Consider the following 17159-nt stretch of genomic DNA (forward strand, 5'->3'; position numbering starts at 1 on the left):
CAAGCCCAATGACCTGACACCATCGACCTTGAAAGCAGCCTCCGATCGCCAGCGCCCTACCGCGCCAAATACCGCGCCCGCAAATCATAGGGTCACAAGCTCTCAGGATGACGTCTGCGCGGACCAACCCAAAGACATCTCGCCCTAGCGCGTGGACTCATAAGCGCAGAGCCGTGGCGTGATTGACGCAAGTTGCACGAATGCAAGGTAGTTGGCAGCCAGCTTGCCGTAGCGCGTCGCAACCCGACGGCATTGCTTGATCCGGTCGAATAAACGCTAGCTGAGGTTTGCCAGGAACGCGTTGATCGCATCCGCTCCTTGTTTGGGCTGCTGGCACATCCACCAATGACCCGCTCCTTCCAGCACTGCGACTTTTGCGCCGGCGCGCTCGGCAGAACGGCGCGCGAGCGTTTCTCCGCCAACAAAGGAATCTTCCGTAGCGATAATCGCCAGGCCGGGTTTGGCAACGGCTCGCGGCAAGCTCGCACCGAGATCGCGCATCACCGGTTGAGCGGCTGATCTGTACAGCGACAACATCGCTCGACCCATGTCCGCGTTCGCACCTGCGATTATTTTCTGAGCGATTGCCTTGGTCATGCCCAGGCTCACGTACCGCTCGACTCGGGCCTCTGCCGGCATGCTGGTCATCTGTGCAAGCGCCTGCTCGCCGATTTCTGCCTTCTGCCAAGCCTGTGCCATGTCGTGCCAGACGTAATCAGGGTCGAAGGCGCCCAAAATATCACTTGCCCAGGACCGTATCAGATCTGGACGGTCCATCGCGATGCGGACGACATGTCCGCCACCCCAATCATGTCCCACAAGATCGATGGGCTGTGCCAACTTTCCGAGTTCGAGGGCGAGCCAGTCGCGATAAGCGTCGGTGGAACAGTCAAAGCCCGAAGGGATTGCGGAGCCAAACCCGGGTGGCGACAGACGAACAACGTCGTGGTTGCGCAAATGCGGGACTAGGTCGTCCCATACTGCCTCTGTTTCAGGATTTCCGTGAACGAGAACAATCGTCATCACAGACCCCCCTTAAACAACGTTTTCGCAATGCCTGTGCGTACCGCCTTAACCTATCGCTTCGACGTTAATGCGGAAAGCGGCTTCAAGGTGGTTTTTCTGGTCGGGTCGCGGTAAATTTGGGGTAGGCATGTCAGCTCATGGCCACTTCTCGGACATCCAGCATTGTCCGCTTTCTAGTCGCTATTGGTGGCATAGCGGACATCGGAAATTTATGAGTACACGGCCTAGTCTAAAATCGGCAGTGGCCTGATTTGAGTTGTTAACGATTTCGCGATGTGAGCAATTTTGACCACTATGTCGACCTGCGGACATGCCAGATTGTCCCATCACCGCCCCGCCATCGGCTTCCATCGGTGATGAGAACGCGAGTTGCGCTCCCGCCTCCCCAAGAATGGAGCAGCGCCATGCAACGACGTCACTTCAAACAATCCGCTCCACTAGATCAACGACTAACGCTGGAGGCGGAACGCCTCCGTAAAGAAGCCCAAGGCACCCCGCCGGGGGTTACTCGCGACAAGCTCATTCGCCAAGCCAGACAGGCCGAAACAGCTTCGCACATGCATGAATGGCTCACGTCTCCCGGCCTGCAAGCGCCACTCTGATGCCAGAGTATCGCGCTTACATCGTAGGCGAGGACGGGCACTTCATCGGATACGAGCCGCTGGTCTGCGCCAATGACAGTGAGGCCATGGAAAAGGCCAAACGCCTTTCAACCCGTGGCCCGGTGGAGCTTTGGAGCGGGCCCCATCAAGTCGCTCGGCTGGGGGCGGCAGAGACTAGCGACTCCATAGCGCGCGAAATACGCGATGGCCGCAGGGTCGCGCGGTGACCTTCGCGAAAAGCGTTGCTCTTCTATCGAGGAGGGCAGTGATTAGATAGGGAGGGGCAACCCAAGGAGTTGCCATGAAAAAGCCTCTGACGATACCGGACGAGCCGCAACCCCGCAACATCACACGCGCTGACCTTGTGATGACCGAGGGCTTCGGCTTGGAAGTCGATGGCCGGATGAAGACGGTATTTCCAACGCTTCAGGCGGCGCAGAAAAGGGCGAGAGATCTCAAAGCCCAGTTTCCGATGCTCCAAGTCAAGGTGTACGACGCTGCGGAAAAGAAGATGCTGGAATTGTCGCCGACTGAGTGATGCTATGAGACCATGAAAACTGCCCAGATTATCCGACTAGCGGAAGCGAACGTCGTCGGCTTTTGGCCTGTGCGACGGTGAGACGAGACCCTGCCGATACGCGTGCTGACTTCCAAAATTGACCCGGAACCTCATCACCATCGTTCGTACTAAGGAACGACGTTCTCATAGGGATTAGTGGCCTATCGGGTGATGGGCGGATCAAACTATCTGGTGCATTGTCGGCGTCATGTCAGACGATGCAGCCAGGTTCCGTAAGCTAGCTGACGAATGCCGAGAACAAGGCGAGCGGGCCCTTAACCCGCTCGATAAGGAATCGTGGCTGCGGCTCGCGGGCGAATGGACGAAGATGGCGCAATCCGCCGAACTCAAGCTCAAGAGAGAGTAAGGCAGCTCGTAAGTACCTAGTCGGCGGCTTTTTTCTCGGTCTCGCGCGGTAACTCGCCACGATTTTCGGCGGTCTCTTCCGGATCGCCGGGCGTTTTGCCGGCCATATTTCCCGGGTTGTAGTGAAACTTGCCCTCCGGGTTTTCGCCGGGCTGCTTCTTGTTCGGGTTTCTTGTGTTGTCGTCGGCCATCAGGCGTTCCTTTGGAAGGAGGAACAACGTCTAACAGATCTGCGCTGGTTACGTTCCTGATACGAGTGGCCTGCGGTGGCCTAATTTGAGTGTTTAACTATTTCGCGATGTGAGCTTTATTGACCAATATCTCGGCTGCCGGATATGCCAGATTGCCCCCGGTCACCGCACCGTCCTGTTGGCGCTTATCGGTGATGAGAACGCCCGGTTGCGCTCCCGCCTTCCTCGATGGAACGGAGCAGCCCTATGCAGCAAAGACAGCACTACACACCACCTGAAATCCTCGAGCAACGTCTTGCCGAAGAAGCACACTGCCTGCGCGAGCAAGCCAAATTGCTTCCACCTGGCGCGGTTCGGGAGGCCACGATCCGCAAGGCCCGACAGGCCGAAACCGGATCGCACCTGAGCGACTGGCTGCGATCTCCCGGCCTGAAGGTTCCGAACTAATGCACGCATTCAGCGATAACTACACCTTGGGCAAGTTCAACCCGCCCTCATACACGAACTGGCTCGCCGAACTTCGCGCCCTGTTTCCTGTCCCGGATGAATTCCTTCTGGCGGATGCGATCTTCAGCTTCCCAAACGCATTCAAGGAAGGAAAGACGCCGCAACAGGCTTACGAGGTGTTCGATATTTTCGTCAGCGCGGAGGCTTGAACATGAACGGCAACAGCCGTAGGCCGCTGCTGACCGCTCCATCCGCCCCCGCATGCTCTTCGGCTGCTTCAATCTGACGTGCCATTTCCATGAAGGCGCGAGATAGCTCAGGGCGGGGCTTCCTCGTTCATCCCGGCTGTAAAACCTTCATCGTGCGGCACTTTTACTTCAGGACGTCGGCGGCCTGAATGATATGGTAGGCGCGCGCGGGTAACGGAACCGGACATGCCAAACAATCCCGATCAAGCGAAATTTGATCCAAAAGAGTTTCTCGCCAAGGTAGGCGAAGGGAAGACTATCCTTGAGTTTCGCAAGGATGAGGTCGTCTTCGCGCAGGGCGACGCAGCAAGCGAGGTATTCTACATTCAAAAAGGCCGAGTTAAGGTCGTTGTCATATCCGAGCAAGGCAAGGAAGCCGTCGTCGGCATTTTGAGTCCCGGCCAGTTCTTTGGCGAAGGCTGCATGAACGGCCATTCGCTGCGGATCGCGACGACGACAGCGATGGAGGAATGCCTGGTGACCGCGATAACGAAGACCGCCATGGTCGCGGCACTGCACGATCAACCCAAGTTTTCCGAGCTGTTCATGGCCTATCTGCTGACCCGCAACAGCCGGATAGAAGAGGATCTGATCGACCAGCTCTTCAACTCCAGTGAAAAACGGTTGGCGCGCCTGCTGCTCCTGCTGGCGAATTTCGGCAAGGAGGGCAGCCCTCAACCGATCACTCCGAATATCAGCCAGGAGACATTGGCCGAAATGATTGGAACGACACGATCCCGCGTCAGCTTCTTCATGAACAGATTCCGCAAGCTCGGCTTCATAAGCTACAACGGAAAAATAGAGGTCAACAGTTCATTGCTGAACGCGGTCTTGTACGACAAGCCCGAGATCAAGCGCGAATTGTAAACGATAAGCAATTGCCCCCAGGCGTCACAAGCCAACCCGCCGGGCGCGTCGCTAGGGCTTCGCCGCCAGCCGATCCTTCACCCGGCTGATCGAACGAAACCGCTATTGCGCCGATATAAACTGGAAATGGTGGAGTGCCCGAATACCGTGTCGATTGCTCGGAATTGACTCGCTATTGGACCGTTAAAAGGCGCAGGGTCATTTATCACCGTTTCGCGCTTTCGACTGTTGTCGGTGATTGAGAGTGTTGAGCTCCCGCCTTGGTGAAAGGGAGATCCCATGCCCAAGAATTCTCCGCCTCCGATCTGCCCGAAGTGCAGCATGCCTATGCGATTTGTGCTCGTGAAGACGGGAGGACGCAAATTCCGCTGCGTCGATTGCGATGTAACAGGCCTCCTTGAATTGCCGGAGGTCACCCAGCTTCTCACGGGCGAACTAAGACATCCGGGCTAAATTGCCTCCGTTGGCTTTGATGCCGAAACATACTGAGAGGCTGGCATTCATCCGAGGCATAGGTCTTTGGAGGTCATCATGAATGACGCATTCTCGCTCTCAATCTCGGTAGGTATCATTGCCTTTGGATTTTGCATTGCTGCTAGCGCGATCGGCGCTGGCTCGTCTTGGGCCTGGATGCTCATAGGACTACTTCCCGTCATTGTAGGTACGATCAGCCTTTATCTGGCGATTCGCGAAGTCAATGTTGCGCAGCGGAAGTGAGATTCAGTGAGTGTGGAGGACGGCAAGCGCCAGGGTTGATTGTTCGACACTGGCAACGATCCAGACATCTTAGCAGCCAACGTCAAGGCGAAGGGTATTGACCTCACCAACATCGGCAAGGGGCTAGGTCAGCATCCCTCACTTGATCTTCCTTGAGCCTCGCCCAGCTTTAAGGAAGGTTAGGTTTGATCGATAGGTTCTCGCACCGGCTAGCACCAACAAGAGACATAAGAGACCCATAGCGGCCACTGTCTAAGGCTAGAGCAAAGTCGAGCGCATCAATCCCAACTGTAAACGAAAGGACCGTCGGTCTCCGGCGGTCTTTTTGTTTGGGTGAGCCGGGACGATCAGGTCCTCGTGATATGCTTAAGCCAAAGCAAGGAGGCTGGCATCATGCCTACCGGATTATTTAAAACACCAGATCAGTCGGCTCAGGTTGAATACGACGGCGTTTCCATCCCGATACCTAGGTCGACATACGAGAAGAACGGCTACAAGCCCGATTTCGACAAACTGCCCCTCGAAGACGAATATAAGGCGGCCCAGGAGAAGTTGCGTAATGCCCCGAGGCCCTAAAGGCACCCCCTCAGGCTGACTGCTGTCTGCAGGATCACCCCTGAAAAACAATTACCGAAGGTGCTGCGCTTTGGCGATGTGTTGACCAATTTCGTTCGCCTGATTGGCTTCGCCGGCATCAGTCAACAAATGCTGAAGCTGGGTAGCACCAGTCAAATCCAAGCCGACCAGCGGATTTCCCGTTGATCGAAACCACAGTCGCGGCACACCCAATTCATCTTTGCGGGCTTCGATTTCGCATTCGGTGGGTGGTATTCCGAACATGCTGAAGAACTCTGATTTCATCTCAGCCTCCTGTGCCCTATCAAATAATGTGGGAACGAAAATGCGACTGTAAAGGCAAAGAAACCGAAAGCGAGCCCGACCGGGGATAGAGGAATTACCGAGGCCGCCCGGCCCGCCGCTACAGAGTTCCGATTTTTAACCGTCCTTCGACTTGGCAACCTCTCTCGCCAGTCGTTCAGCCTTCAGCCGTTCTAGGTTTTTGCGCAGCGCTTTTTGCTCCTGCTCGTATTCATTCAAGGGCCTATCCGATGGACGGAACTTGCTTGCTTCATTTTCACGTTTGCTCATGACGTGACCCTTTTGATGGATGGGTCCCCACGACTGAATACCGCGCACCGTACTGGCTCAGACTAACATACTTGAAGGGGCAGATGTCAGTTCTGGCGGCGAACTAACGTCTCAATTGGGTCAAAAGGCGAAGTCCCGAAGTTGCTTGGGGAAGTCTGCTTCACCCCAAGAAGCGGATATCTCGCATTTATGAGTACGCGTCCTAGCGCTCAAGGCGGATGAGTTGGAAGCGCCATCCGCCGGTCGAACCCAAGACAGGATGGCGGCGCCACCTGTTCATCGGGGCCGCGCCTTGCGCGACCCGTCGGGCTCACTTCGCCCTATGGCCCTGGCCGAAACAGGCCGGGCGCTGATCAGTACCGGTCGTAGTAGCGGCCGCGCGGATAGTAGGCGTAGGCGTGCATGGGGTTGATGCCACAATAGGCGTCGGTCCCGTACGCGGTCGCCATGCACTGCTGGTAGCTGGAGAACTGGCAATTGCCGGGATAGCCCCACTGACGGCCTTGCAGGCAATAGCGATCCTGGATGCGCTCGGCTGCGGGTGCTGGCGACATCGATCCGACGACGGTCAAGGCGGAAACGGCTGCCAGAATGGCGAGGGAAACATTGCGGCGCATGGTCGAAACTCCTTGAATTGCTATCAATCGCTTTCGATAGATAGACGGGCCAGCCCCTCGAAAAGTTCAACCCGGGCGGATTAATTCCTGGTGATGTTCAGGGGACGTGGCTGGTCGCTGCCGGCGGATGATATCTGTTGTTGGGGTGCATCGCCGCCGCAACGAGCAGGGCGAGAATCACGAATCCGACTATCTTGCGCATCGTCTCGCTCGGTGCTTGGCGAGGGCTCGCCGTTGATCCGGAGCAAGTGTGCCGAGGCTGTTCTTGAATGTGATCGGAATCACAAAGGCCGCCCAGCTGAAGCGGCCTTATCCGCGTTGATGCTCAAGCCTAATAACGAAGCCTTGACCGAGGCGGCTAAATTGGAGGGCGTGCAGCCGGAGAAGGCGCGCTAGTATCAGTGACTGTCTTGCACGTCTGTGCCGAAGCTTTGGCGGCAGATATTACGCTCCAGCAAGCGGCCTCGACAGTAAACCCGCGAGGCTGTTCTGGTTGGCGATTTCGAGGGATGTTCCGATGCGCGTTCTGGCTTTTACGTTTCTAACGATTGGTCTGGTTACCGCAGCCGAACAAGCTCCGGCGCAGACCTATGACCCGGCGTTTCCAGTCTGTGCGCATGTCGTTCCGTGGGGCGGCGGTTCGTTTGAAGATTGCACCTATCATACGATGGCCCAATGCGCGGCATCGGCTTCCGGCCGCGCTGCGCAGTGCCAGCTCAACCCGTTTTACGCTCGTGCGGCAGCGCCGAGACAAGGCGAGCGGCGTTATCGCCGGGGTTACTGAGCCGGTCTAGCGGGCCTGTTGGCGCCCCTCTTCATCGGCTGCCCGATTTTGAAAGGGCCCGGTCGACGGCCAGTACCACCTGCGTGATGGCCTCGCTGCGCGTTTTCGTTTCGCCGGCTTTGGTGGTGTGGTCGTCAAGCGTCACCGCCCATCGCCACGAATCGGGCTGGTCGCCTTCGAAAACCAGATAATTCTTGCCGCGGTATTCCATCGGAAAAAATTCGATACTTGTCTGCAATCAATGCCGGTCGCACTAATCTCCCAACATAACACGGTTCTGCATCCTGGCGCACGGTGAAATTCGTGTGCCGCAGCCGAACCGGTGGCCGCGCTCCCAGGCGCGAAGCTCAAGGCGGTCAGGCCAAGCCCTACCCTCCCTGGCAATGACGCCTGACAAGGCTCAATGAAAGGCCGCAATGAGATACTGGTGCTACTTCTCACGTAGCGCACGCGGCAGCGCGTCGCGCAGATGGACGGTATCCAGCACGTTTCCTGCTTCGTCCGCGATCAGAATCCTCGTCGGCATGCCGTCGATAGCCAGGACGATCCACTCGGCGAGCAATTCGCGCGCCCCTAGCAGCGCTTCCCGCCGCGCGGCGTCGAGGTCGGGCAGTTCGGTGCCGTCGGGATCGGTGTCCAGCTCATCGATGTGAAAATAATATCGCGGCATGCTGGTTCTCAACCACCAAGGCGAACACGCTACTCAACATACACATTGGCAATAAGTTGCTCTGTCGGTCAGCGAACAATGGCTACAGAGTCTTGCAAGTTTTCCGTCCCAGCGTCGCTTAGCGTGCAGACCAACGGCGAAGGGGCGGTTAGCGTGCGGACATCATCGCCCGATTCCCCAGGTATTTAGCGGTGACTGAGAGACGCTACTGCGCTCCCGCCTTCCCCGGAGCACAACCATGGCGCGGCATTACTTCCACCTGGCGAATGGCACCACAACCCTGGACCCGACCGGGATTGACCTTGCCGATTTGGGCGCGGTCCAGGAGGAAGCCGTTCGCGCCGTCCGGGAGTTGCTGAACCTCGGCAAAACCGACGGCCTCTGGTCCGGCGATCCCTGGAAGGTGTGGGTCACGGACGGCCCCGACGGCACCGGCCGAACCATCCTCACCGTAGAACTCACGACCGGGTAACGTCGCGTCGCCACGCGGGAGGCTGGCCGGGCCCGGCCCGGCCGGGCCGCCCGTTTGCGCGTGGTACTCGATCACTTGCGCGACGCCACCCCTGGCGACGACAGCCAACGGTTCATGCGTGAAGCTGTTTCAGCCAGTTGCGCCCGGCGCAAAAGCAGCTCCCGAGCCATGCTGCCGGCAGGTTGCTCTTCAGCCGCTTCCTTGAATCGCAGGGCCTCTTCCGCCAGCCGCTCCTCAAAGGTAGCCGTGTGCTTGATCCGCCTCCTCCTCTGGGCCATGGCACCCTCCTCACAAAACTGCCAATGCCCGATTTTAAACCGCTGTCGTTCGTATCGTCTGCCCGGTTTCTGACATTTCAAACCCTCGCCGGCGCGCGAAGCTTGCGACGAGTTGCACCGACGGGAAAATCGCAACACCCGGCCGGCAGCTATCAGATGTCGAAGATGCGCGCGTAGTGCGAATTGACGGCTGCGTCGCACTCGCAAGCGCGCTGCTGAATCCTGGCAATGTCGATGATGTGAACCCGGCCGCGCGAATAGGAGATCAATCCGGCGTCTTGCAATTTTCCCGCCACCGCCGTGACGCTGGTTCGGCGGACACCGATCATCTGGGCGAGAAATTCCTGCGTCAGCGGCATGTCGTTGCCGACGAGTTGTTGCATCCTCAGCAGCCATTTGCAGGTGCGGGAATAAACGTCATGAACCGCGTTGCACGCAGAGGTCTGTTGCACCTGCGCGAGGAAGAACTGTTCGTAGTGCATCAGGATCTTCCGGAGCTTAGGATTTTCCTGGGTGAGTTCGCGCAACCGGTCGGCATCGACAACCGAAGCGGACCCTGCGACCAGCATCACGACATGGTTGAGGGAGATCTTGTGATCCATCGCGGGGCCTGCACCGTACTGACCGTCCCTGCCGATCATGCCGGTTTCGATCCGGCCTCCGTTGGACAGCTCGACGACGCAGGAAATGATACCGCCATGCGGGAAGTATACCCGCTGGACATGCGCATGGGTTTCCGCGATCGCAAAACCCTGGCGCAGTTCTGCGATGGTGAGGTGCGGCTCGAGGTGCGCGAACGTGGCGCGATCGAGCCGGGACAAAAGTTGATTTTCGCGATGACCGCGCATGGCGCACTCTCCGGAACAGGCGGGAGCGCGACGAACTCTCAGTCACCGAAAGATGCCCAGGACGGCGCGGCGATAATGTCATCTAGCAGACATTTGCGGCCTCCGTCTGTCTCGTAGGCAACTTATGGGGGTGACGCTGCCAAGGACGCTGCCAAGATGGAGTTCGACCACTCAGGCCGAACAGGCCAGCGGTCCCGCTCTGGCCTGTTTGTGGATTGTGAGAAGGATACGGTGGAGGCGCGCGGCGCTAGAGCAACGCAAGCGCGATACCAAAGCACGTTATCAGCGTCGCGGTGCTCAGTGACATCACGACCAGGGCCTCTTCCTTGTGCTTTTCCAAATCGTCCATTCTGATTTTACGCCGACGGAGCGGCTTTGTTCCGCTGCTCGTCGATCACGCGGAGTTTCATTTCCGGAACTCGTGCGGCGCATGTACCGAAGCCGCGACTCGGGGAAAGCCGTAGCGCGTGAGAGATCGGCGACAGCCCAACCGTCGGTAACGAAAAATTAACCCTGCTCGCGCCACCCTTTCATCAGATGGAGGGCGCCCGAGCATGCAGGTTTTCAGAATGACGCTGAGTGATGGTGCGAGGAAATTCCACATCGCCATTCAGGCACCGGATGCCGCCGCCGCGGAGACGAAGGCCGCCGATTGTTTCGATACTTCGAAGTGGCAGATTCTGAATATCAGGCGCGCCGGTGTGGTGGCCGCCAGGCCGGAACCGCAATCCGTCGCGGCTTGATCCCTGGGGAATGCGATCCACGCTGCGGCCCTTGCCGCCGCGTTCGCTTAACCTGCCGCTGCCTTGTCTTCCTTGTCGATACCGCGCGCCACGATCCTGAGCGCGTCATCCGCTAGCGGCCGCTGCAGCCCCTTGGCCTCATCCCACGGCGCGCGCATCCAGACGTCGCGCTCCTCGTCGCTGGTCAGGATCACCGGCATCGCCTTGGGATGAACAAGCTCGACGATCGCGTTCGGCGTCGTCGTGAGAAAACCGTAGACGTTGTGCGGACCGGGGATCGGCTTCGACTTGGTGCCGCGATCGCCCTTGAACTCGGTCCAGATGCCGCCGAAGGCGAACAGCGGCCGATCGTCATGGAGGGCGAACCAGACCACATCCTTCTTTTTCGTCTCCGGATTGGGTTCGGGCGCGTATTCCGCAAAACTGTTCACCGGCACCAGGCAGCGATTTTCCGGCTTCAGCCAGCCGCGCCAGTGCGGCGAGGAGGTGTTGCGGATGTTGGTGACCGGCGGGCCGCCGGTGCGCGGTGGCGGCGGCATGCCCCAGCGCATCGTCACCAGCTCAGTGCCGTGATCGGTGTTGCGCACGACCGGCGCGGGATAGTCGGGGAAGACGCCGGGCATCGGGGCGAGGTTGCCGACGTATCGGTTGACGACGCGAAACAGCCGGCTGATCGCTTCCTGGTTGGTGGTGATCGAATAGAGATTGCACATGATGCGATCGACGGTACCGGCCGATCAAGCCACTCGCAATTTCAATATGGGCCTCGGTCCGCTTCCGCGGCACATCGCCTATGTCGGCGGCGTTCCGGCATTGAGCAAATTGGAAATGGCGGTGACAAGCTGCGCAGGGGCAAAGGGTTTGGCGAGCAGAACACTGTTGGGGACGCCCTTGGATGCCCACTCCCCTTCGTGAGTGCCGGTCATATAGATGACGGGCATCGCCGGATCGGTCTCTCTGGCCGCGCGAGCGACTTGCCATCCGTTCAGGCTTCCGAGCAGATTGATGTCGGTCACGACCGCCCGGTATTGCGCTTCATCACCCTGGAGAAGCGCAATGGCTTCCTCTCCGGATGTTGTGATCGCTGATTTGAACCCGCCGTCTGCAAGCGCATCTTCGACAATGGCCTGGATAAGCTGGTCGTCCTCGACGACCAGTATGGTCACCGCATGATCCACTTCAACCGCTCCCTGCTGCAGCGTTGCAGCCACCGGCAGGGTAAGTGACGCTGAAATGATTGGTTCCGAAATAATGTTCAAAAGTGAACATTAGGCGCGGGATGCTGCGTTGCGTGCGCAAGATTGGCGTTGGCTTCTGCACGTCAGGCCGTGGCTTGATCGACGCAGGCCTCGGGCGTCACCGCGGGGTCTGCAGGCCCGGTGAGGCCAGCCATTCCTGCACGTGCGAAGCCGTCTCGGCCTGTCGGGCCCGGCGAATGAGCTTGTCGCGCGCAACTCCCGGCGGGGTGCCTCGTGCTTCCTTGCGCAGGCGCTCTGCCTCTTCCGTCAAACGTTGATCTGGCGGGGTGGTCTGTTTGAAACTTCGTCGCTGCATGGCGCTGCTCCATTCCTGAGGGAGGCGGGAGCGCAACCGGCGATCTCATCACCGATGGAAGCCACTGGCCGTGCGGTGATGCAAGGATAATACGCTGCCGGCGCCACTGGTTCTGTCCACTTGTGCACACAGCACAAATTGGCGCGGCCTCAAATCCCATTCTTGATGTGGCCACAAATTTCTTATGGTCTACCGTACTGTCTGTTGCTCCCTCGGGAGGCTTGGGAAAATGAAGGCTGGAGAACCGGCGCATTGCCCTACCTGTCAAAGCGACATGACCCTCGTTCGTACCCAGCCCGATCAGCCTGGATTTGAGTTGCAAACCTTGCACTGCCCGAAGTGCGATAGCACGCATCGCTGGATGGTCAGGAAGCAAGCATCGCCGCCAAGCGGGTCCAGACTTGCCAGCAAGCGACCCAGGCCCAAAATCCTCGCGCGTTTCTGGAAGAAAAAATAGCAGCGCGCAGGGCTGATCAGCGACGGCGTCATCCGCCGTCCGGACGAAACAACTTGGCCCCGGCGCTAGTTCTTCAGAACATCGTCGCTTGTCGCTGCGTCAACGGAGTCGACAACGGCCATTGCTTCCTCTGTTTCTTCACTTTGAACCTGCCGGAAGAGAGTCGTGAAGCTCTCGGCGATCCGTCGCCAGGCAGCCCTGTCCGTCTCATTCGTGGCTCGTCGCGCTTGGTCGTGGGCCGCTAGCGCCCGCCGCCAATATTCGGCGCTGTTATCCATGTCAGTATCTACAACCGGGAAAAATACGTTTCGATCAATGTCACCAAAATGTCGCATCGGCGACCGCCGGTCAATCCGGCTCTCGGGCAATTTCGGAGTAGGCCAGGACCAGGCGTCCGGTACTGACCGAGGACGTCAGTCAATCTGAATCAGGACAGTCTTTTTGCAGGGACTTGCGGGACGCTCGGCTTGCCCGGTTTTGGTTTGAGCGGTGGCAGATAGATGCCGAACTCGAACAGCATCGCAAGAAGGCGGCAGATTACTTCCAGGACGAGTTCGGCCATCTAACCCTCGCAGAGGGGAATTCGGGCGCCTTTGGATAGGTCGGAAGGCTGGGGAAGCAAGTTCAGTCACTTTTGGCGGCGGTCCTGATCACGAAATCAGGAAGCGCGACGTGACCCGCAGGGGTCCGTCAGAAGTGGAACTTGATCAAAAGTGCGGGCACGACCGGTGTATTGACAACAGGCGGCTTGGGTTCCTTGTGGGGCACCGTTTGACCTTTGGCGTTCTTGTCACCGCCGCTCACGAAGTCGAGTTCGGCATCGCTCAAGATCGAGGTCTGGCTGTGCATGGTCCCGCTCCGTGGTTTGGCGATATGTCGCCGTTGATCTGGAGCGAGTATGCCGCGGCGCTATCCCGCGGACTGTGACCACTGTCACGCAGCATCGCGACCTCGCGACAAGCCACTCTGAGTGAGCGGGCCGCTACGCTTCGCCAGCGCGCAAGGTGGATTAACGGCGGCGTGATCCGCCGTTCGAACCGGATACAAAATCGCGGATTACGCCAACGGCCCTAGCCGGTGCGATAGGCGTCCAACGCGTGCGCTACGAAAACGCCGATGCTGAGGAAGGCCAACAGGGCTGCTACGAGCTCGGTCATCGGCGGCTCCCCTGGGTCACTGCCATGCCAACGATGGCTGCCGTGATGAAATGGCGGTAAATCGAATTGAGGATGGCAACTAACATGACCGTTCCCCTTGTTTGAGCTTCCCCTTGTTTGACCGGGAAAAGGCTAGCGGCGCTCTGTTTCAGGACGACTTCGCGACCCGGGAAAACGGTTTCGTCCGGCCGATCTATTAGGGCGGATTTGCGACAGCTAGGGCGAATTTGCGACATCGTGATCCGCCGTCCGAACCGACTACAAATGGCGGATGACGCCGTCCAACGCCGTCCGTCTTCGCCCCTTGAGCGACAGTGGACAGCTCGGCTCGATCCGCCTTGCGGACCGACACCTTGGTATGGCTCGCCCTCTTCCTCGGCCCAATCGACCGCAAACACGCCGCAACGTAGCGTCGTCGATGCCGCGTGTAAGGCGGCGGCGGTCGGCAGGAGACAAACGTGAGCCAGGCGGCTGTCACAAAACACCAGGCTGCCTCGTCAGAGTATCAGCGCGGCGAATTCTGTCGATGCCGCGGCCGCCAACCAAATCCCATGGAGCCCTTTCCATCATGTTGTCGCAACAACGCCTGAACTGTGCCCGGCAGGCCCCCGAACTGTTGCTGCCCGAGTATGCACGCAAAGATGCTTCCGGCTTCACGGACCAATCCACTCCGCACGACGATCGCGCTTCGAAGCCGCGCGATGGGAGGGTGTGATGAACGTCGTTGTCTTTGGTGCAACGGGGTCGACAGGACGGCTGGTCGTTGAGTCCGCTCTGTCCGCGGGTCACGTCGTCACGGCCTTTGTCCGTGATATCAAGCGCATGCCCTTGACCCATCCGAAACTCAGAATCGTCAAGGGCGATGCAATGGATCCAGCCTCGGTGGCATCTGCGGTTCAGGGTACGGATGCGGTCATCTGCACTTTGGGGGCGATACCTCAGGCGAAAGGCGATCGGGGTCGACGCCAGACCGGCGTCCCGGTTTGCTCGGTGGGAACCAGGAACATTCTGGCCGCCATGCCGCGAGGCCGGGGCCGGCTCATCGTCGAAAGTTCGGTGAGTGTCGGTGAGAGCTACCGCACCGGCAGTTTCGGCGCAGGCTTCCTGGTCAAGCTCGCACTCAAGGAGGTGATGGCCGACAAGGAAAAGCAGGAGGCCGCTGTTCGGGAGAGCGACTGCGATTGGACGATCGTCCGGCCGGCAACGCTGACATTCAAGCCTGCTCGCGGCAACCTGAAGGCCGGCACCGATCTGCGCTGGAACGTCACCTCGACGGCCACCCGCGCTGACGTGGCCGCGTACATGATCAAGATCCTCGACGATCCCGCGACCTACAGGAAGGCCATAACGTTGCGCAACTAGGTTGGCGGCGAACGGTCGTATCCCCCGTTTAGTGGAACATCGTTCACGGCAGGAGAACTGCGGGAGTTCACGAACGTCGCTGTCCGAATTTTTAAACGGCCCCAACGAGGGGGCCGCCAACCCGAATGGTACGGGTTTTCCTCCAGCAGTCGGGGGGGCACCTTTCTGGCTGGAAGCTTCAAACAGACGCTCTGACAAGCCAGATTGTTCCAAGGCGAATTAGCTGGAAGGGCGAATTAGCGACAGCGTAATCCGCCGTCCGGTCGAAAACAAAGCGGCGGTTTACGCCTCCCGCCTTCGCTCTTTCATGACGGACAAGTCGGCTCAATCGCCCTACGGCCCCGAGGCGGCCTTACTTTATCCCGGGACTTTCCGGCTTTTTGCCCATTCCAAAACTATGCGGTCAAGCGTGTCCCTCGCTGCGCCGTGGGCCTCTCCTTGAGAGGCGTAAGACTCATTCGACGCCGTCACGAGACGCTTTCCGACATACATCTCCCACTTCCAGGGTTTGGGAAATGGCGATCTCTGACGTATTTTAATGCGCACATCCATGTACCGCCTCTCGAGTTAGGCGGGAGCGCAATCGGCGTTCTCATCACAGATAAGAGCCGCGAACCGGGCTGTGATAGTTAGCCAACCACCTGCCCCGGGCGCGGTTCCTACTGATTAGCGACTGTCTGCGCCCGCAGCAACATTCACCTTGGCGGCTGTAGTCCTGGCGAGCGCAGCCAATCGTTCATGTGCGAGGCCGTGTTCGCCTGTCGCGCCCTGCGGATCAATTCGTCTCGCACGGGACCGGGGCCAACCAACTTGGCTTGTTCAGAAAGGCTCTTCGCCTGTTCAACAAGACGCTCTTCCAAAGTCTGAATTTGTTTGAAACGACGCCGGGTGATCATGGCGCGCTCCTTTCCACCAGAGGAAGGCGGGAGCGCTACCGGCGTTCTCATCACCGATGTAAGCCACTGACCGTGCGGTGATACCGACTTAACTGCCCCGGCCGATGTCGGGTTCCGGACGAAAGGCAGATTTAATGAAAGGGGCCGGTATCCGGTTCCGCTACAGAGCGCGTAAGGCGGATTAGCGACAGCGTAATCCGCCGTCCGAACCAACGACAAAATGGCGGATTACTTTTATGGTCCGTCGCGTCACTCAGTCGGCGACAATTCCAGCATCTTCTTTTCCGCAGCGTCGTACACCTTGACTTGGAGCATCGGAAACTCGGCTTTGAGATCCCTCGCCCTTTTCTGCGCCGCTTCAAGTGTTGGAAACACCGTCTTCATCCGGCCATCGACTTCCAAGCCAAAGCCCGCCGTCATCACAAGGTCAGCGCGTGTGATGTTGCGGGGTTGCGGCTCGTCCGGTATCGTCAGAGGCTTTTTCATGGCAACTCCTTGGGTTGCCCCCTCCTTATCTAATCACTGCCCTCCTCGATAGAAGAGCAACGCTTTCGCCAGGTTTTCCTGGTCGTTCAATCTTCGACTTTTTCAGCGTGTCGGTCGGCCATCAAGCTCGGACGGCGAATTAGCGACAGCGTAATCCGCCGTCCGGTCGAAAACAAAACGGCGGATTAAGCCGGAGCCTGTCATCGGGCCGCGCTTTGCGCGGACCCGTTGGGCTCAATTCGACCTGCGGCCCTATGCGGGCGGCAGATCGAGGCCGTCGGGTAGCCTGATCCAAAGAACGGTTTGCTCGTCTGAGGAATGACGAGACAGATGGCCCTTTCCGTGTGTGTCCTCCACCAGCACGAACTCGCCCGCAGAGACCTGCCGCACCTCGCCGTCGCTCGTCTCGTATTCGACCGCCCCTGTCAGTCTGACAGTCAATACCCGCGCCGGAACGGTGTGCCAATCAACCGGTCGCATACCGGCAGGAATTTGAGTGAACTCCATGCTTGACGCGAGATAGCGCCTGGACACTTGAAACGGCTTGGCACCAGGAGCAACGGTCACCTTTGCCGCCATGGGGATTTCCACTTCACCGAAGTGAGATTCACCGTCCGGGGTTGCGTATATCCGAAGACACTTCATCGGCTGTCACCTCCTGGC

At 58.8% G+C, this 17159-nt stretch carries 26 protein-coding genes and 1 pseudogene; 9 read left to right on the plus strand and 18 right to left on the minus strand.

All coding sequences use genetic code 11. The annotated features are described in order from the left end of the window. Window positions 1-144 precede the first annotated feature (144 nt). Window positions 145-276, minus strand: a pseudogene (locus JQ641_RS37320) (IS5/IS1182 family transposase); the annotation flags it as partial. Beyond that, window positions 277-1023 carry an alpha/beta fold hydrolase gene (locus JQ641_RS37325; RefSeq protein ID WP_212002259.1) on the minus strand — a complete coding sequence of 249 codons (747 nt, stop codon included), beginning with the start codon at window positions 1021-1023 and terminating at the stop codon, window positions 277-279. Between the two features lie 906 nt (window positions 1024-1929). On the opposite strand from JQ641_RS37325, the gene JQ641_RS37330 reads away from it, so the two are divergent. Further along, a complete protein-coding gene (locus tag JQ641_RS37330) occupies window positions 1930-2166 on the plus strand; it encodes a hypothetical protein (protein ID WP_212002261.1) in 237 nt (78 codons plus the stop codon). 404 nt (window positions 2167-2570) lie between these two features. Here the strand turns inward: JQ641_RS37330 and JQ641_RS37335 are convergent, their stop codons facing one another. Then, entirely contained in the window at window positions 2571-2744 is a 174-nt protein-coding gene (locus JQ641_RS37335; RefSeq protein WP_212002264.1) for a hypothetical protein, read from the minus strand. Between the two features lie 246 nt (window positions 2745-2990). On the opposite strand from JQ641_RS37335, the gene JQ641_RS37340 reads away from it, so the two are divergent. From JQ641_RS37340 to JQ641_RS37355, 4 genes are all read left to right on the plus strand, one after another. Next, window positions 2991-3191 carry a hypothetical protein gene (locus JQ641_RS37340; RefSeq protein ID WP_212002266.1) on the plus strand — a complete coding sequence of 67 codons (201 nt, stop codon included), beginning with the start codon at window positions 2991-2993 and terminating at the stop codon, window positions 3189-3191. A 26-nt stretch (window positions 3192-3217) separates the two neighbouring features. Further along, a complete protein-coding gene (locus tag JQ641_RS37345; RefSeq protein ID WP_212002268.1) occupies window positions 3218-3400 on the plus strand; it encodes a hypothetical protein in 183 nt (60 codons plus the stop codon). A gap of 225 nt (window positions 3401-3625) precedes the next feature. After that, entirely contained in the window at window positions 3626-4306 is a 681-nt protein-coding gene (locus JQ641_RS37350) for a Crp/Fnr family transcriptional regulator (RefSeq protein ID WP_212002270.1), read from the plus strand. Window positions 4307-4837: 531 nt separating this feature from the next. Beyond that, window positions 4838-5023, plus strand: a complete 186-nt coding sequence (locus tag JQ641_RS37355) for a hypothetical protein (protein ID WP_212002271.1) — start codon at window positions 4838-4840, stop codon at window positions 5021-5023. 627 nt (window positions 5024-5650) lie between these two features. On the opposite strand, the gene JQ641_RS37360 is transcribed toward JQ641_RS37355, so the two are convergent. The 3 genes from JQ641_RS37360 to JQ641_RS37370 form a co-directional block, all read right to left on the minus strand. Next, window positions 5651-5884 (minus strand): hypothetical protein, encoded by a 234-nt coding sequence (locus tag JQ641_RS37360; RefSeq protein WP_108522855.1) that lies wholly within the window; start codon window positions 5882-5884, stop codon window positions 5651-5653. Window positions 5885-6019: 135 nt separating this feature from the next. After that, on the minus strand, window positions 6020-6172 hold the full coding sequence (locus JQ641_RS37365; protein WP_212002273.1) for a hypothetical protein: 153 nt from the start codon (window positions 6170-6172) through the stop codon (window positions 6020-6022). Between the two features lie 353 nt (window positions 6173-6525). Beyond that, window positions 6526-6789, minus strand: coding sequence for a DUF3551 domain-containing protein (locus JQ641_RS37370; RefSeq protein WP_192739909.1), 264 nt, complete (start codon window positions 6787-6789; stop codon window positions 6526-6528). Window positions 6790-7306: 517 nt separating this feature from the next. On the opposite strand from JQ641_RS37370, the gene JQ641_RS37375 reads away from it, so the two are divergent. Next, window positions 7307-7573 (plus strand): DUF3551 domain-containing protein, encoded by a 267-nt coding sequence (locus JQ641_RS37375; RefSeq protein ID WP_212002275.1) that lies wholly within the window; start codon window positions 7307-7309, stop codon window positions 7571-7573. A 31-nt stretch (window positions 7574-7604) separates the two neighbouring features. On the opposite strand, the gene JQ641_RS37380 is transcribed toward JQ641_RS37375, so the two are convergent. Both JQ641_RS37380 and JQ641_RS37385 read right to left on the minus strand, forming a co-directional pair. After that, entirely contained in the window at window positions 7605-7784 is a 180-nt protein-coding gene (locus JQ641_RS37380; protein ID WP_212002277.1) for a hypothetical protein, read from the minus strand. Between the two features lie 219 nt (window positions 7785-8003). Continuing rightward, window positions 8004-8243 carry a DUF6894 family protein gene (locus JQ641_RS37385; RefSeq protein WP_212002279.1) on the minus strand — a complete coding sequence of 80 codons (240 nt, stop codon included), beginning with the start codon at window positions 8241-8243 and terminating at the stop codon, window positions 8004-8006. Between the two features lie 238 nt (window positions 8244-8481). Between JQ641_RS37385 and JQ641_RS37390 the strand changes: the two genes are divergently transcribed. After that, complete coding sequence (locus JQ641_RS37390; RefSeq protein ID WP_212002281.1) at window positions 8482-8715, plus strand: DUF6894 family protein; 234 nt, start codon at window positions 8482-8484, stop codon at window positions 8713-8715. 71 nt (window positions 8716-8786) lie between these two features. On the opposite strand, the gene JQ641_RS37395 is transcribed toward JQ641_RS37390, so the two are convergent. Then, window positions 8787-8993, minus strand: coding sequence for a hypothetical protein (locus JQ641_RS37395; protein ID WP_212002283.1), 207 nt, complete (start codon window positions 8991-8993; stop codon window positions 8787-8789). Between the two features lie 152 nt (window positions 8994-9145). Continuing rightward, window positions 9146-9841, minus strand: a complete 696-nt coding sequence (locus tag JQ641_RS37400) for a Crp/Fnr family transcriptional regulator (RefSeq protein WP_212002285.1) — start codon at window positions 9839-9841, stop codon at window positions 9146-9148. 554 nt (window positions 9842-10395) lie between these two features. On the opposite strand from JQ641_RS37400, the gene JQ641_RS37405 reads away from it, so the two are divergent. After that, complete coding sequence (locus JQ641_RS37405; RefSeq protein ID WP_212002287.1) at window positions 10396-10584, plus strand: hypothetical protein; 189 nt, start codon at window positions 10396-10398, stop codon at window positions 10582-10584. Window positions 10585-10631: 47 nt separating this feature from the next. Here JQ641_RS37405 and JQ641_RS37410 read toward each other — a convergent pair whose 3' ends face one another. From JQ641_RS37410 to JQ641_RS37425, 5 genes are all read right to left on the minus strand, one after another. Then, complete coding sequence (locus JQ641_RS37410; protein WP_212002290.1) at window positions 10632-11297, minus strand: SOS response-associated peptidase; 666 nt, start codon at window positions 11295-11297, stop codon at window positions 10632-10634. 78 nt (window positions 11298-11375) lie between these two features. After that, window positions 11376-11843 carry a response regulator gene (locus tag JQ641_RS37415; RefSeq protein ID WP_502755034.1) on the minus strand — a complete coding sequence of 156 codons (468 nt, stop codon included), beginning with the start codon at window positions 11841-11843 and terminating at the stop codon, window positions 11376-11378. 97 nt (window positions 11844-11940) lie between these two features. Further along, window positions 11941-12138: a hypothetical protein gene (locus tag JQ641_RS37420; RefSeq protein ID WP_212002292.1), complete on the minus strand. Its 198-nt coding sequence runs from the start codon at window positions 12136-12138 to the stop codon at window positions 11941-11943. An 884-nt stretch (window positions 12139-13022) separates the two neighbouring features. Then, the gene (locus JQ641_RS38600) at window positions 13023-13157 is read right to left on the minus strand and encodes a hypothetical protein (protein WP_283815274.1); all 135 of its coding nucleotides are present in this window, start codon (window positions 13155-13157) and stop codon (window positions 13023-13025) included. A gap of 128 nt (window positions 13158-13285) precedes the next feature. Continuing rightward, window positions 13286-13444 carry a hypothetical protein gene (locus JQ641_RS37425; RefSeq protein ID WP_192739897.1) on the minus strand — a complete coding sequence of 53 codons (159 nt, stop codon included), beginning with the start codon at window positions 13442-13444 and terminating at the stop codon, window positions 13286-13288. A gap of 1022 nt (window positions 13445-14466) precedes the next feature. Between JQ641_RS37425 and JQ641_RS37430 the strand changes: the two genes are divergently transcribed. Continuing rightward, window positions 14467-15114, plus strand: a complete 648-nt coding sequence (locus JQ641_RS37430; protein ID WP_212002294.1) for an NAD(P)-dependent oxidoreductase — start codon at window positions 14467-14469, stop codon at window positions 15112-15114. 695 nt (window positions 15115-15809) lie between these two features. Here the strand turns inward: JQ641_RS37430 and JQ641_RS37435 are convergent. The 3 genes from JQ641_RS37435 to JQ641_RS37445 all read right to left on the minus strand — a co-directional run bounded on the left by JQ641_RS37435 (window position 15810) and on the right by JQ641_RS37445 (window position 17141). Continuing rightward, the gene (locus JQ641_RS37435; RefSeq protein WP_212002297.1) at window positions 15810-16010 is read right to left on the minus strand and encodes a hypothetical protein; all 201 of its coding nucleotides are present in this window, start codon (window positions 16008-16010) and stop codon (window positions 15810-15812) included. A gap of 249 nt (window positions 16011-16259) precedes the next feature. Further along, window positions 16260-16496 carry a hypothetical protein gene (locus tag JQ641_RS37440; protein ID WP_212002299.1) on the minus strand — a complete coding sequence of 79 codons (237 nt, stop codon included), beginning with the start codon at window positions 16494-16496 and terminating at the stop codon, window positions 16260-16262. A gap of 252 nt (window positions 16497-16748) precedes the next feature. Then, a complete protein-coding gene (locus JQ641_RS37445) occupies window positions 16749-17141 on the minus strand; it encodes a cupin domain-containing protein (protein ID WP_212002302.1) in 393 nt (130 codons plus the stop codon). Between the last annotated feature and the right edge of the window lie 18 nt (window positions 17142-17159).

Source organism: Bradyrhizobium sp. JYMT SZCCT0180 (assembly GCF_018130165.1).
Taxonomy (GTDB): Bacteria; Pseudomonadota; Alphaproteobacteria; order Rhizobiales; family Xanthobacteraceae; genus Bradyrhizobium.